The sequence below is a fragment of the Megasphaera elsdenii DSM 20460 genome, from assembly GCF_003010495.1.
Classification (GTDB): domain Bacteria; phylum Bacillota; class Negativicutes; order Veillonellales; family Megasphaeraceae; genus Megasphaera; species Megasphaera elsdenii.
Genome location: NZ_CP027570.1, coordinates 1,280,637 through 1,296,656, shown reverse-complemented (window position 1 = coordinate 1,296,656; position 16,020 = coordinate 1,280,637). Strand labels below are relative to the sequence as shown.

Below are 16,020 nucleotides of genomic sequence, written 5' to 3'. Positions count from 1 at the left end.
GTTGTCAAGGTACGATGATAAAAAAAGTTGGTGGAGATGAGGAGAATCGAACTCCTGACCCCTGCTTGCAAGGCAGGTGCTCTCCCAGCTGAGCTACACCCCCACTGATGCATTGGCTTCCTCTTAAATAGGAAAGAGTCGTGTCAATACAAGGTGAATGGCTTGCCGATTGTCCGTACTCTACGTTGTATTTCGGGTGTATCGGTTTGCCGTGGTGGGCCTAGGTGGACTTGAACCACCGACCTCACGCTTATCAGGCGTGCGCTCTAACCAGCTGAGCTATAGGCCCATGTATGGGATTGAGAGGATGGCCTCTCAAAACTGAACAATGAATGAATTGCCAAAGTGCCGACTTCTTAGGTTTTCCCTAGAAAGGAGGTGATCCAGCCGCACCTTCCGATACGGCTACCTTGTTACGACTTCACCCCAATCATCGCCCCCACCTTCGACGGCTGGCTCCAAAAGGTTACCTCACCGGCTTCGGGTGTGAATGACTTTCGTGGTGTGACGGGGTGTGTACAAGGCCCCGGGAACGTATTCACCGCAGTATGCTGACCTGCGATTACTAGCGATTCCTGCTTCATGCAGGCGAGTTGCAGCCTGCAATCCGAACTGGGACTCTGTTTTTGGGGTTTGCTCCGGATCGCTCCTTCGCTTCCCTCTATTAAGAGCCATTGTAGTACGTGTGTAGCCCAAGCCATAAGGGGCATGATGACTTGACGTCATCCCCGCCTTCCTCCGCATTGTCTGCGGCAGTCTCTCCTGAGTCCCCGACTTAACTCGCTGGTAACAGAAGATAGGGGTTGCGCTCGTTGCGGGACTTAACCCAACATCTCACGACACGAGCTGACGACAGCCGTGCACCACCTGTTTTCTTGTCCTCCGAAGAGGAACTGGATATCTCTATCCATAGCAATCAATGTCAAGGCTTGGTAAGGTTCTTCGCGTTGCGTCGAATTAAACCACATACTCCACCGCTTGTGCGGGCCCCCGTCAATTCCTTTGAGTTTCAGCCTTGCGGCCGTACTCCCCAGGCGGGATACTTATTGCGTTAACTCCGGCACAGAAGGGGTCGATACCTCCTACACCTAGTATCCATCGTTTACGGCCAGGACTACCGGGGTATCTAATCCCGTTTGCTCCCCTGGCTTTCGCGCCTCAGCGTCAGTTGTCGTCCAGAAAGCCGCTTTCGCCACTGGTGTTCCTCCTAATATCTACGCATTTCACCGCTACACTAGGAATTCCGCTTTCCTCTCCGATACTCTAGCATCGCAGTTTCGGTCCCCTCACGGGGTTAAGCCCCGCACTTTTAAGACCGACTTACGACGCCGCCTGCGCGCCCTTTACGCCCAATAATTCCGGACAACGCTTGCCACCTACGTATTACCGCGGCTGCTGGCACGTAGTTAGCCGTGGCTTTCTCTTACGGTACCGTCACTCGTAACGGGTATTGACCGCTACGCCATTCGTCCCGTATAACAGAACTTTACAACCCGAAGGCCGTCATCGTTCACGCGGCGTTGCTCCGTCAGACTTTCGTCCATTGCGGAAGATTCCCCACTGCTGCCTCCCGTAGGAGTCTGGGCCGTGTCTCAGTCCCAATGTGGCCGTTCATCCTCTCAGACCGGCTACTGATCGTCGCCTTGGTGGGCCGTTACCCCTCCAACTAGCTAATCAGACGCAAGCCCCTCCTTCAGCGAAAGCTCCGAAGAGCCTCCCTTTCTTCCCTCTGCCATGCGACAAAAAGAACGTATTCGGTATTAGCAGCCGTTTCCAGCTGTTGTCCCCATCTGAAGGGCAGGTTGCTTACGCGTTACTCACCCGTTTGCCACTCGAATCGATAAGAAGCAAGCTTCTCATCTCTTCTCGTTCGACTTGCATGTGTTAAGCACGCCGCCAGCGTTCGTCCTGAGCCAGGATCAAACTCTCCATGATATATGGAAGAGCTGTTTGGCTCTTGTTTATTGATTGGTATTACTCATTGTTTGACGTTCTATTGAAATAGAACCTCGCACTCTGGCGTTCATTCAGTTCATTGTTCAGTTTTCAAAGGTCATCGTGTCATCACCAGGTGGCGACGACTTGCTTATTTTAACAAACTCGGAAGAGCTTGTCAAGGATTAATTTGAACTTTTTTCAAAACTCAAATCACCCCGGTCTGCATAAAACAGACCTTTGCAGGATAAAGTTCCTGCGGCGTCAGGGCCTTGCCCCGACAGCTCATTTAGTATACTACTGTGTAAAGAATATGTCAAGGATTTTTTTCAAATCCTTGACGCCGGCCGCGAATCATCGCCTGCGGCGATGTGTTCGTCGTTCGTCGTTCATCGTTCGTCGTCAATCCGTAACATCGCCTGGCCGCGATTCCGTAGGGGCCGTCCTGTAAAGGCGGCCCGCTACGCGCTGAGGGCTCCCCGAAGCGTCGTTGTCAGTTTGAGGTGCCGTTGTGCAACGGCATCCGTAGGGGCCGTCCTGTAAAGGCGGCCCGCCACGCGCTGAGGGTTTCCCGAAGCGTCATTGTCAGTTTGAGTCTGCCGCGGCGGAACGCCGCATCTGAGTCCGAGGAAAAAGCCGTGGTTCGTAGTTCGTGGCTCGTGGCTCGTAAAAGCTCACCATCATTCCGAATAGGCCATGATCAAATATCACAGCGGGCCGCCCTAGCCGGGTCGGCCCCTACGATGGCCCCGGTCAGGGCATTTTTTACGAGCCGAGGGTTACTCGAGGCGATGTTGTCAGTTTGAGGTGCCGTTGTGCAACGTCATCCGTAGGGGCCGTCCTGTGAAGGCGGCCCGCTACGCGCTGAGGGTTTCCCGAAGCGTTGTTGTCAGTTTGAGTCTATCGCGGCGGAACGCCGCATCTGATTCCGAGGCGGCCTGCGTCTTTATGCATCACAGCAACAGATGACGATGGTGTCGACGATGGTATCTACTGTCGACGCCCGCGATAAGTCCATGACGGGTTTAGCCAGGCCCTGCAAGAGCGGACCCAGGACTTTGGCTCCTGCGACGTGTTCCAACATTTTACAGCAAATATTACCCGTATTGAGGTCGGGAAAGACGAGGACATCGGCTTGGCCTGCCACCGGTGAGCGGGGCGCCCAATCGGCAGCATAGGCCGGCACCAGGGCCACGTCGGCTTCCATTTCCCCATCGTATAGAAAATCGACATTGCGGTCACTCAAAATCTGTACGGCCCGGCGCACTTTATCGGCTCCGGCACCGCGCTCGCTGCCCATGGTCGAGTAAGACAGCAGGGCTACTTTGGGAGATGCAATATGCAGCGTCCGGCGCGCCCGGTCTACACAGTTGCAGGCAATATCTGCCAACTGGTATTCATCTGGATCAGGGATTACATCGCCATCGCCGACGACAAAGACGCCGTCATTGCCAAACTGCATCATATCCGTCACAACGATGAAGGAACTGCTGACCGTATCGATGCCATCCCGCGTCCCAATGAGCTGCAAGGCTGCCCGCAGCACTTCCGATGCCGGCGTTTCCATGCCGGCTACCATGCCAGCCGCTTCTCCGGCAGCTACCAAGGCGGCGCCGAAGTACAGGGGATGGTTCAAGAGGAAACGGCGGCTCTCTTCCAAAGTCATTCCAGCGGCTTTCCGTTTATCCGCATAGGTTTGCGCCAAATCTTCCAGCATCCGATATTTTTTAGGATAAATCACTTCAGCCCCATCCAAATCGAGCTGATACCGTGAAGCCAGTTCCTGGATATCACGTTCCTTCCCCAAGAGGACAGGGACGGCCAGGTGCTCGGCCAATACCCGGTCAGCAGCCTGTAAAATACGGACATCATCACTTTCAGGCAAAACAATTTTTTGCGGCTTCCTAGCCGCCTGCTGTTTCAAAGACGTAATATACCGGCTCATATCGATTCCCTTCCGCATCATGTATGTTACTTCCTATTATAGGGACATACGGAAAAGGAAGCAAGTAAAAAGGGCTTGTCGCACGACGACAAGCCCTGTTAAGTGTTTAGTGGCTAGTTGTTAGTCACGAGCCACGAGTCACGAGCCACGAACCACGAGCCACTAGCCACTAGCCACGTGGCATTAATGGCTCACCCCTGGTTGTACTTTGTCTTCTTTCCCCAGCATATAATGCTTATTGATATACTGCGTATGCAGGAGGGATTCGGAGAGGTCGCTGAGGGGTTCACCCAGGAATTTGGTATACAGTGTCTGGATTTCCGGGTTTTCCCAGCTGGCACGTATCTGTTTCAGCGCATCCAGTCCATAGAGCGATTCGATGCGGGCGCGTTTGGCCGGGATTTCCTGAGGCAGTTTCGTCCGCGGCTGGCCACCGCCGCCGATGCAGCCGCCCGGGCAGGCCATGACTTCGATGAAAGCGTATTTCTTCCACGAATGTTTTTCTTCCATGAGGTTGATGAAGCGCCGGGCATTGGCCAGACCGCTGATGGCGACGACGCGGATGATATCGTTATCCAGGGTCAGTGCCGCCTCTTTGACGCCTTCCAGGCCACGGACTTCTTCAAAGTGCAGAAATTCTTCGTCAGCCGGTTTGCCCGTCTGCAAATAGACCAGGGTCCGCAAAGCCGCTTCCATGACGCCGCCGCTGTTGCCAAAAATCGTACCGCCGCCGGAAGACTGGCCAAAGATGGGGTCATAATCCGAATCCTTCAGGCTGTTGAAGTCGATTTGGGCGTCTTTGATCCATTTCGCCAATTCACGAGTCGTAATGCAGTAGTCCGTATCGCGGATTTCCGGCTTCTTCCAATAGCGGCCGGCAGCATTCCGTTCCGGCCGGGCAATTTCGGCTTTCTTCGACGTACACGGCGTGACGCAGACCGTCACGATGTCGGCCGGATCGATCTTCATGCGTTTGGCAAAATAGGTCTTGATCATAGGACTGAGCATGCTGATCGGGCTCTTGGCCGTCGACAAGTGAGGAATCAGTTCAGGGAAAAAGATTTCCGTAAATTCAACCCACGACGGGCAGCAGCTGGTGAACTGCGGCAGGAGTTCTTTCTTATTGTGCATGCGGTACAGGAGTTCCGATGCTTCTTCCATGATGGTCAGGTCAGCGCCGAAGTTCGTATCGAAGACGTAATCCCCGCCGAGAGCCCGCAGAGCGGCAATCATCTTGCCCTGGACGACGGAGCCGAAGGGCAGGCCAAATTCATCGCCAAGAGCGACGCGGACAGCCGGTGCCGTCTGGAAGATGACGATTTTCTTCGGGTCATCGATGGCCTTTTGGATGGCATCGCGCTGGGATACAGTCGTCGTCGCACCGAACATGCACGTCAGGGAACATTGGCCGCAGTGGACGCAAATCGGCACGTCACCCGTACTTTCCAGAGAATAATAGCCCGTCATGGACATGACATCGGCACAGCGCCGACGGCAAAGGGTACAGTTCTTGCACTTTTCCGGATCGAACTGGATGGAAATATTGCGGTTTTCGACGGCGACTCGGCGGTCGAGCTTTTCAAAGCGGCTGGTAAAGGCGATATCGCGTTTCTTTTCGGCCTGCATATAGATGGCATCGCTGCAGCAAATGGCGATGACGTCGGTAATATCTTCAGGCGTACAGCCCCGGGATAAATCCATGACCGGCTTGGCCAGGCCCTGGAGGAGCGGGCCCAGCGCCGTCGCTCCGGCCAGATGTTCCAAGACTTTATAGCAGATATTGCCGGAAACGAGATTCGGGAAAACGAGGACATTGGCCTGCCCGGCTACCGTCGATCCCGGTGCTTTCTGCCGGGCAATACGAGGCACCAGGGCAGCGTCGGCCTGCATTTCCCCATCAAATTCGAAATCAACGTTGCGGTCCCGCAGCAGGCGGACGGCCTCGCGGACGCGGTCGACTTCTTCGCCGGCACCGCTTCCCATGGTCGAATACGACAAGAGGGCTACTTTCGGATCGAGCATCTGCGCCGTCCGGCGGGCCCGTTCGACACAGCTGACGGCGATATCGGCCAACTGCTGCGGCGTCGGTTCGATGACGACACTGCAGTCCCCGACGACGAAGATGCCATCATCGCCGAATTGCGGTTTATCCGTAATCATGATAAAGGAACTGCTGACCGTCGACAAGCCGGGGTGGGGCCCGATGACCTGCAGGGCCGCCCGGATGACTTCCGACGATGTAGCGACAGCCCCGGCGACCATGCCGTCGGCAATATCGAAGGCGACGAGACAGGCAGCAAAGAAAATATAATTTTCCGACAAGACTTTCCGTGCTTCTTCAAGAGTCATGCCCTTCTTGGCCCGCCGCTTAGCATAATATTCACAGAATTTATCCATCATGGGATATGTTTCGGGATCGATGATTTCGATACCATCCATATCGATTTGATATTCTGACGCTACTTCGACGATACTCTGGGGCCGGCCGATGAGGATAGGCCGGGCGAAACCTTCGGCCTGGACCCGTTCGGCAGCCTGCAGGACGCGGCGGCTTTCCGATTCCGGCAGGACAATCTTCTTCTGCTCTTTGGCAACGCGGCGTTTCAGGTTATTGATAAAGCGTGACATAAGACAACACCTCACATCTATCTGCAATCATCACTGTCATTTCGTTGAGTATAGTATACGGCAAAAAGAAGAAGGCCGCGCCTTTTCCCGGACGAAAGGGACGATTCCCCTGCCGAACGGAGAATAAAGGGGACAAAAAAAAGCGCTGTCGCATGAAGACAGCGCTTTTTTAGTTTGAAGTTGAAAGTTTGATGTTTGATGTGGATGGGACAAAATTTAAAGGCCATCACCTCAAACATCATACATCAAACCTCAAACTAACGATTATTCTACGGTAACGCTTTTGGCCAGGTTACGCGGTTTATCTACGTCGTTGCCGCGGCTGACGGCGATGTAGTAGGCCAGCAGCTGCAAGGGGATGATGGCCAGGATGGGAATGACGAAATCGTCCGATGCCGGGACCTTGATCAAGGCATCGACAGTCTTGCCGACTTCCGTATCGCCTTCCTGGACGACGCCGACGACATAGGCATCACGGGCTTTGACTTCCTTGATGTTGCTGATCATCTTTTCTTCGACTTCTACCTGCGTAGCCAAAGCGATGACCGGGACACCGGCTTCGATCAGCGACAAGGTGCCGTGTTTCAATTCACCGCCGGCATAGGATTCTGCATGAATATAGGAGATTTCCTTCAGTTTCAAGGCCCCTTCCATAGCCAGGCCGTAGTCCATGGAACGGCCGATGAAGAAGACGTCTTCTTTATTCTTGAAGGCATCGCAGAGGCCTTTGATCGTATCGACCTGGTCGAAAACACCCTGGCACTGATCCGGCAGTTTCGTCAAATCGGCTAAAATCTTTTCTTCCCGTTCAACCGACAAATTCCCGTTCAAGCGGCCCATGTACAGAGACAGGAGCAGGAGCGTGACCAGCTGTGTCGTATAGGCTTTGGTCGAAGCGACGGCGATTTCCGGGCCAGCCCAGGTATAAGCGACCTGGTCGGCTTCACGGGAAATGGACGAGCCGACGACGTTGGTAATGGCCAGGGAACGGGCGCCACGGCGTTTGGCTTCCTTCAGGGCTGCCAAGGTGTCGATGGTTTCACCAGACTGGCTGACGACGATGCAAAGGGTCTTGCTGTCCGTCAAAGGATCGCGATAACGGTATTCCGAAGCGATATCGACTTCGACAGGGATGCGGGCCAGTTTTTCAATGAAGTACTTGGCCAGGAGCCCGGCATGGTAGGCCGTACCGCAAGCCGTGATCAGGATCTTGCCGATAGAGTTGACATCTTCCGGCGTCCAGTTCAGTTCTTCGAAGTGGACATGTTTGCCGTCTTTCGTGATGCGGCAGCTCATGGTATCTTTGATGGCCTTCGGCTGTTCATAGATTTCCTTGAGCATGAAGTGTTCGAAGCCGCCTTTTTCAGCCGCTTCGGCATCCCAGTTGACTTCAAAGACTTTCTTGGAAATGGGTTTGCCTTCGAGGTCCGTGACCCAGACATTATCTTTCATGACGATGGCGATTTCTCCATCATTCATGATATACGTCTTGCGGGTATAGCTAAGGATGGCCGGGATATCCGAGGCGATGTAGTTTTCGCCCTGGCCGAGACCGACGATGAGAGGATTATCCTTCTTGCTGCAAATGATCTTATCCGGTTCAAATTTGCACATGAAGACCAACGAATAAGAACCGCGCAGACGGCTCAGGACTTTGCGGACCGTGCTGGTGAAATCCCCGTCGTACATGTCGGCGCACAAGTGGGCGACGACTTCCGTATCCGTTTCCGACTTGAAGTGATACCCTTTCTTGAGGAGTTCTTCCTTCAATTCCATGTAGTTTTCGATGATGCCGTTGTGGACGATGGCGAAATCGCCTTTTTCATCCGTATGGGGATGGGCGTTGACATCCGACGGACCGCCATGAGTTGCCCAACGGGTATGGCCGATGCCGACCGTGCCGACGACAGGATGAGCCTTTACGGCTTCAGCCAGGTTGACCAGACGGCCTGCCTTTTTGCGGACAGCAATGGCGCCGTCATGATAGACGGCGATACCGGCCGAATCATAACCGCGGTATTCCAGCTTTGCCAGACCATCCATCAAAAAATCTGCTGCTTCTCTGTCTCCGATGTAACCTACAATACCACACATAGTTATATCCTCCTGATATGAAAATGTTCCTTCCCATGACGAACTTGTCGACGACGTTACCGCCGTGTTTTTCCGTCATATAACGGCTGAAGCTGCCGAGAGACATCCGCTGACTGTTCGATACTTCTCTACCTCGTCTGCCTGGCGGACCAGGCACTAGCGCTATCCATTATATCGTCAAGGATTTCCAGACGCCTGCAAAAAAAAGCAGGAATGAAGTTCGCTGAACTCCATTCCCACACTTTAATATATTTGCAAGGTTTTGTCAATACCTATTTGGAAGGCCCCATTTCGTGTTCGACGACGACGGCGATGTCATCGACGATGCGTTCGAGCTGGTCCAGGTCCGGTCCTTCCGCCATGACACGGATGAGGGGTTCTGTCCCGGACGGACGGACGAGGATGCGGCCTTCATCGCCCAATTCTTCTTCGCCAGCCGAAATGGCCGCCATGATGAGGTTATTGTCTTCCCAGCCGGATTTCGTCTGAACGCGAACATTTTTCAAAATCTGCGGGTAGCGTGTCATGAGCCCGGCCAATTCCGACAGCGGCTTATTCTGCTGTTTCATGATGCTCAGCAGCTGGACCGCCGTGAGCAGGCCGTCACCGGTCGTATTGTAGTCGAGGAAGATGATATGGCCCGACTGTTCGCCACCCAGGGAATAGCCGTCTTTACGCATCTTTTCCAGGACATAGCGGTCGCCGACAGCCGTGATTTCCGTCTTGCAGCCCATTTCTTTCAACGCTTTATGGAAACCGATATTGCTCATGACCGTACCGACGACGGTATCCTGTTTGAGCCGGCCTTCGGCTTTCAGTTTCATGGCGCAGAGGAGCATGATCTGGTCGCCATCCATTTCCTGGCCCTTTTCGTCGACAGCCAGGCAGCGGTCAGCGTCACCGTCATTGGCAATGCCGACATCAGCCCCGTATTTGAGAACCGTTTCCTTCAAGCTTTCCAAATGGGTGGACCCGCATTTTTCATTGATGTTGACGCCATTCGGTTCATGATGGATAGCAATGACTTCTGCACCGAGGCGCTTGAGGATTTCCGGTCCCAATACTGACGCCGAGCCATTGGCCCCGTCATGGACGACTTTCAAGCCCGACAAGTCGATATCTGTCGATTTGCAGATGAAATCAGCATATTCCTGCTGTAAATCAGTCCACGTCGAAATCGTGCCGATAGCAGCCCCGGTCGGACGGCTCTGGAGAGCTGCCCGTTCATCTTTGAGCATACATTCTTCGATTTTATCTTCCGTTTCGTCCGGCAATTTATAGCCAAAGCCATCGAAGAACTTGATGCCGTTGTATTCAAAAGGATTATGCGAGGCCGAAATCATGACGCCTGCGTCCATATGATGGGTCCGCGTCAGGTAGGCAATGGCCGGAGTCGGAATGACGCCTACCATGTAGCAGTCCCCACCGGCTGAAGCGATACCGGCGGCCAGGATATCTGCCAGCATGGTGCCGGAACGGCGGGTATCCCGGCCGATGAGAAAGGTCGGGTGTTCTTTGTTCTGCCCAAAAATGTAGGCAGCTGCTCTGCCCAAATGATATGCCAATTCCGGTGTCAACGAATCATTGGCAATACCTCGTACTCCATCAGTTCCAAACAATCTAGCCATTTACTTTACCTCCAAAGGTTGATATTTACGGATGATTTCAATCGCCGTTTCCAGGCCATCCAAAAAAGCACTCATAATGCCACCGGCATACCCGGCCCCTTCGCCAATGGGATAGAGGCCAGCCGCCCCCAGGGCCATGCGGTCTTCGCCGCGGACGATGCGTACAGGCGCACTGGTCCGGGTTTCGACGCCGGTCATGACTACGGCATCATCGTCAAAACCATGGATCCGCCGTCCGAAATAAGGCAGGGCCTGTTCCAAGGTCGTCGTGACGAAGCCGGGCAGGACGTCATGCAGGTCCGTCCAGGTCACGCCGGGACGATAGGAATGAACTGGTCCTTCCTGAGGTGCCCCAGGCCGTTTCAAGAAAGAGCCGACGGTCTGAGCCGGAGCATAATAACAGCTGCCGCCCGCTTTATACGCCAGTTCTTCATATCGGCGCTGGAACTCGATACCTGCCAGGGGACTATCCCCGCCCATGTCATCAGCCGTGACATTGACGACGACAGCACTGTTGGCGATACCGCTGTCGCGCCGGTACAGGCTCATGCCGTTGGTGACGACCCGCCCTTCTTCCGAAGCCGCCCCGACGACGACGCCACCGGGACACATGCAGAAAGAATAGCACGACCGCCCTTCCGGACTGTGGTAGACCAAGGCGTAGTCCGCCGGTTCCAGGCCGAGATCTGCTGCCGGGCAGCCATACTGGGCCCGGTCGATGACATCCTGGGAATGTTCGATACGCACGCCGACGGCAAAGGGCTTCTTTTCCAGGGTAACGCCCTGGTCGTGGAGCATGTAATACGTATCGCGGGCACTATGGCCGATACCCATGACGACCAGCTCGGCCGGATATTCATCGCTGTCATTGACGGTCACAGAAGTAATGCGGCCTTCATCGTCGCGATGGATGGCCGTGACGCAGCTGGAAAAATGGACTTCCCCGCCCCGGGCTTCGATGGTATGACGCATATTCTTGACTACGCGGCGCAGGACATCGGTCCCGACATGGGGATTATAGGCATACAGGATATCCTCCGGTGCGCCGGCATCGACAAAAGTCTGCAAGATGCGCCGCAGCAGCGGATGATTGACGCGGGTCGTCAATTTGCCATCCGAAAAGGTCCCGGCCCCACCTTCGCCGAACTGGACATTCGACGAGGCCTTGAAAGGACCGCCACGCCAAAAAGTTTCTACATCTTTCGTCCGGGTATCGACATCGCAGCCCCGTTCAAAGACGATAGGCGCGTAGCCGTGTTCCGCCAGGGCCAAGGCAGCTGCCAGGCCGGATGGGCCGGTCCCGATGACGATAGGCCGGTGCGCCATCGGCTGTGTACCGGGATGGATTTCCGGCGCTGGCGTCTCGGTCAGACGACGGACATCCTTATTATCCCGGCAGCGTTTCCACACCCGGTCTTCGTCGGCAAAAGAAACGTCGACAGTGAAGACGAAATAAATCCGCGGCTTCCGCCGGGCATCAATGGACCGGCGGACAATGGTAAGGCCGGAAATATCGCTGCGGCTGCATCGAAGCTTTTTAGCCACTAAAGCTGCCAAAGGCTTCTGCATAGGGACAGCCGTGCGGATATTCAATACTCTAAGCACAATAATCTCCCTTCCTACTTTTCTTTCTTGATACTCAGTGTAGCGTCGACTTCATCAGGGTCCATGACGACGCCATCTATCGGCGGAATGAGGACTTTCCACGTCTTTTCTTCCGTCATATTCTCGATATCGATATCGGGCAAGTCGATGGTATCGATATTCTTCAGCGTATCCGCTTCCCCTTTGACGACGACAGCCGTCGGCTGGACGGAAACGGTCTTCCACGCCGTTTCCCCCTGGACGTTCAAGTTCAAGGGAACGGTCTTGGTAATCGCATTGTGGGCTATGGTCACTTTGACATTGCTCTGCCAGGGAGTCATTTCCAGCCCTTCTACCGGCGTCCCATCGGCCTGGTACAAGTGAATCGGCGCCATAATCGCAAAGTCGCCATTGCGCTGATTGACAGGGATATCGACGACAGCCTGGTTGACTTGCTGAATGAGGCGGCGTGCCCCGCTGACGACGACTTTTTCCGGTACGATTTTCAGATCGCTGATGAAATCCTTATCGTCCAGCTTGCCGACGACATGCGGCGTCAATTTAAATTCTTTGACCGTATAGACATCGACAGTGATTTTCGTCGACGTCATGCTCTGTTTCTTCAGCTCCGTCCCACCGGGTATTTCGACGTGGACCGGTACTTCCACTTCCCCTTCCTGGACATTGGACAAATCGATATAGGCCTTGATATCCGACGGGCCGACGTTGATGATCGTATTGCGCGGGCCCGACAAGCGGACATAGACCGTCTTGGGCACATTAGACGTAATGTATTGGGAATCGAGGTTCTCTACGGTAATCGGCACGGTATAACTGCCTTCACTGAGCGGGTTCTGTTCGTTGATGATGACGAACCATAAGACGATAGCCAAGAGAAGGCAGACGATCTTGAGCTGCCATTTTTTATCAAGCTTGTTCATAAGCTAAGGCCTCCATTTAAAAATATTGGCCAAGCCCTGAGGCGTCCGGTTCAGGAACGTCTTCAGGACATTGCGCAAAGCATTGCCATCGAGGTGGCGATAAATATGACCGCCATAGGTATAGGAAATGGAACCCGTTTCTTCGCTGACGACGACGACGACGGCATCGGCTAGTTCGCTGATGCCGATGGCCGCCCGGTGGCGCGTCCCCAGTTCCGTCGACAAGGACCGGTCCGACGTCAGCGGCAGCAGACAGCCGGCAGCCATGATGCGGTTCTCGCGGATGATGACGGCCCCGTCATGGAGCGGGGTATTGGGGATGAATATATTTCCCAGCAGTTCCCGCGACACCAGGCCGTCGATGGCAATGCCCGTGTCGATATAATCGTTGAGGCCGACTTCGCGTTCAAAGACGATGAGCGCCCCTGTATGGGTCTTCGATAAGGATTCACTGATAGCGACGATTTCGTCGATGAGCCGTTCCAGTTCTTCCATACTGATGACCTGGCCGGATCGGAAGAAACGGCCCCGGCCAATCTGTTCCAGGGCCCGCCTCAACTCTGGCTGGAAGACGACAGGCAAGGCGACGAGGATGACCGTCATCCCCTGCTGCAGCATCCAGTTGATGACGTGCAGGTCCAAAATCTTACTGACGACAGTGACTACGCCCAAGACCAGCAGTCCCTTGATCAAGGCGACAGCCCGCGTATTGCGGATGAGGATGAATAATTTATAGAGTACAAAAGCAACGAGCAGAATATCCAATATATCCAACAGCCGGAAGCTGCTGATGAAACCTTGAAAGGGTAGGTACATAGGGCTTCACTCCACACAAAGAGAATAAAAATTAAATAGGTATCCTTATTTTACAATATTTTGGGCATAAAAAAAAGGGCTTGTCGTCGGTGACAAGCCCTTCAAACTACAGACTTATTTTTCTGCCGCTTCTTTTTTGGCCGTCAGCTGCGCTTCTGCTTCGTGGACCATGCGGAGATTGGCTTCCTGTTTGGCCAGGGTTTCAAAGTCGATGGACTTCAAACGGGCTGCCAGGTCGCGCTGGATGTCGGCAAAGGCGGCATAAATAGAACACATGCCGCTGCAGCCGCGGCTGCACGAGCCGATGTCGTGGAGACAGCGCTGTAATTCTGTCTGCCCTTCGACGGCGTCGATGATATCAAAAAGAGTGATGTCCTTGGGCGCCCGCTGTAAGGCAAAACCGCCTTCGACACCGCGATAGGACTTCATGATGCCAGCCTTGGTGAGGCTGCGCATGATTTTCAATAAAAAACGTTCTGGTATATTCTGTTTTTCTGCCAGCGCCGCGCCGGTAATCTTCGTACCTTCCGGGAGAGACGCCAAATAGAGGACCATGCGGAAGGCATAGTCCGTAGCCTGATTCAATCTCATATTTCTACCCCCTTGTTGTCTATATCTTGTATTATACAATAAAAGACAAAAAAAGTATAGTTTTAATTCTGTATCTTCAATGTCCTAAAGTATATTAATAATATACTTTCTTTAGTATGCCGCCCTCTTTCATTCTACTGACGGATGCAAAAAAGGTCCTGCCGCACGATGACAGGACCTTTTAAGGGGTTAGTTACCAAAATAGTCTTAAAGAAAATCGATAATTTTGAAAATGATAGCCGACATGACGGCACTGATGGGAATCGTAACGACCCAGGCGACGAGCATACTGCGGGCGACGCCCCAATGGACGGCGCGGACGCGTTCAGCTGAACCGATACCCATGATGGAGCCCGATACGACGTGGGTCGTACTGACCGGCAGATGAAGGAAGGTGGCCGTAAAGATGACGATGGACGAGTTCAAATCCGCCGCAAAGCCATTGATCGATTCCATCTTGAAGATCTTCGTCCCCATCGTAGAGATGATACGCCAGCCGCCGGCCGAAGTCCCTAAAGCCATGGACGTAGCGCAGGCCATCTTGACCCAAATCGGGATTTCCATAGTTTCAATATAACCGCCGGACAAGAGAGCCAGGGCGATGATCCCCATGGCCTTCTGGGCATCATTGGAACCGTGAGAAAAAGCCATCAGGCTGGCCGACAAGAGCTGCATCTTGCGGAACTGCCGGTTCAGGGCCAGCGGCGAATACTTGCGGACAATCCAGAGGATACCGATCATGACGAAATACCCGGTAGCCAAGGCGACGACAGGCGACAGGATCAGAGACAAGATGATTTTGCCGATACCGCCCATATCGAGGGCTGCCGGTCCGACGCTGATGCAGACGGCGCCGATGACACCACCGATCAGGGAATGGGACGAACTGCTCGGTATGCGGTAATACCAGGTAAGGACATTCCAGATAATCGAGCCGATGAGGGCGGCTACGATGACTTCCAAGCTGATTTCAGCCGGATTGAGGACCAGGTCGCCGCCAATGGTCTTAGCGACGCCGGTGCTGATCATGGCCCCGGCGAAATTGAGGCACGCTGCCATCATGATGGCGTGGCGCGGTGTAATGGCCCGCGTCGATACGCTCGTCGCGATGGCATTGGCCGTATCGTGGAAGCCATTAATATAATCAAAGAGAACGGCCAACAAAACGATGGCCCAAATTAACCAATGCTCAGGCATACTTCAATACAACCCTTCTGAACGTAACGACTAAATCTTCACAATCATCGGTGACGTCTTCGACAGACTGGAGGATTTCCTTCCACTTGATGATTTCAATGGGGTCCTTGCAGTTCTTGAACAAGTTCGCCATTTCTTCATGGTACAAATCATCGCAGTCCTGTTCCAATTTCAAGACTTTCTTGCTCCGCGCTTCGACTTTGAGGTAATTCTTCTTGAGGTCCTTCATGTAGCCGATGGATTTGCGGATTTCTTTCATGGCTTTCGCCGTAATGGTCGCCATCTGCTTAGCGCCATCCGTAGCTTCGCCGACTTGGTACATACACATTTTATCCATGATTTCACTGATGTTGTCGACAGCTGCATCGAGCTGATCGATCAGCTGCTGGATATCTTCACGGTCCATAGGCGTAATGAAGGTCTTCTGGAGGCGCTTCATCGTTTCCATGACCAGCGCATCGGCCTGGTCGGCCAGAGCGTCGATTTTTTCTAATGCCGTTTCTTTCGCGACTTCACCGTTAATAGCCTGGCTCAGTAACTCAGCCGCTTCATAGCTCAATGTCGCATGTTGGTCCAATAGGGAAAAAAACTTTTCTTCCTTGGGCTTTAAGTGAAATGCCATAGTCATCGATCTCCTTAAATAAAAGATAGGAATAAGCCT

The 16,020-nt window shown here is 53.7% G+C and carries 10 protein-coding genes, 2 tRNA genes and 1 rRNA gene; all 13 read right to left on the bottom strand.

From position 1 onward, the window contains the following. Positions 1–28: 28 nt before the first annotated feature. Positions 29–103, bottom strand: a tRNA-Ala gene (locus tag C6362_RS06055). Between the two features lie 109 nt (positions 104–212). Continuing rightward, a tRNA-Ile gene (locus tag C6362_RS06050) sits at positions 213–289 on the bottom strand. Between the two features lie 82 nt (positions 290–371). Further along, positions 372–1,935, bottom strand: a 16S ribosomal RNA gene (locus C6362_RS06045). 946 nt (positions 1,936–2,881) lie between these two features. Next, positions 2,882–3,901 (bottom strand): phosphate acyltransferase, encoded by a 1,020-nt coding sequence (locus C6362_RS06040; RefSeq protein ID WP_014015847.1) that lies wholly within the window; start codon positions 3,899–3,901, stop codon positions 2,882–2,884. Positions 3,902–4,063: 162 nt separating this feature from the next. After that, positions 4,064–6,508 carry a phosphate acetyltransferase gene (pta, locus tag C6362_RS12300; protein ID WP_014015846.1) on the bottom strand — a complete coding sequence of 815 codons (2,445 nt, stop codon included), beginning with the start codon at positions 6,506–6,508 and terminating at the stop codon, positions 4,064–4,066. A 264-nt stretch (positions 6,509–6,772) separates the two neighbouring features. Further along, positions 6,773–8,602, bottom strand: coding sequence for a glutamine--fructose-6-phosphate transaminase (isomerizing) (glmS, locus tag C6362_RS06020; protein ID WP_014015845.1), 1,830 nt, complete (start codon positions 8,600–8,602; stop codon positions 6,773–6,775). A 272-nt stretch (positions 8,603–8,874) separates the two neighbouring features. After that, positions 8,875–10,230: a phosphoglucosamine mutase gene (glmM, locus tag C6362_RS06015; protein WP_014015844.1), complete on the bottom strand. Its 1,356-nt coding sequence runs from the start codon at positions 10,228–10,230 to the stop codon at positions 8,875–8,877. Next, a complete protein-coding gene (locus tag C6362_RS06010; protein ID WP_014015843.1) occupies positions 10,231–11,835 on the bottom strand; it encodes an NAD(P)/FAD-dependent oxidoreductase in 1,605 nt (534 codons plus the stop codon). Positions 11,836–11,849: 14 nt separating this feature from the next. Further along, the gene (locus C6362_RS06005; RefSeq protein WP_014015842.1) at positions 11,850–12,755 is read right to left on the bottom strand and encodes a CdaR family protein; all 906 of its coding nucleotides are present in this window, start codon (positions 12,753–12,755) and stop codon (positions 11,850–11,852) included. A 3-nt stretch (positions 12,756–12,758) separates the two neighbouring features. After that, complete coding sequence (gene cdaA, locus C6362_RS06000; protein ID WP_014015841.1) at positions 12,759–13,571, bottom strand: diadenylate cyclase CdaA; 813 nt, start codon at positions 13,569–13,571, stop codon at positions 12,759–12,761. 114 nt (positions 13,572–13,685) lie between these two features. Beyond that, positions 13,686–14,162 carry an RrF2 family transcriptional regulator gene (locus C6362_RS05995; protein ID WP_014015840.1) on the bottom strand — a complete coding sequence of 159 codons (477 nt, stop codon included), beginning with the start codon at positions 14,160–14,162 and terminating at the stop codon, positions 13,686–13,688. A 207-nt stretch (positions 14,163–14,369) separates the two neighbouring features. Beyond that, positions 14,370–15,359, bottom strand: a complete 990-nt coding sequence (locus C6362_RS05990; protein WP_014015839.1) for an inorganic phosphate transporter — start codon at positions 15,357–15,359, stop codon at positions 14,370–14,372. Then, the gene (locus C6362_RS05985; RefSeq protein ID WP_014015838.1) at positions 15,352–15,981 is read right to left on the bottom strand and encodes a DUF47 domain-containing protein; all 630 of its coding nucleotides are present in this window, start codon (positions 15,979–15,981) and stop codon (positions 15,352–15,354) included. Before C6362_RS05985 ends, C6362_RS05990 begins: the two co-directional genes overlap by 8 nt. Between the last annotated feature and the right edge of the window lie 39 nt (positions 15,982–16,020).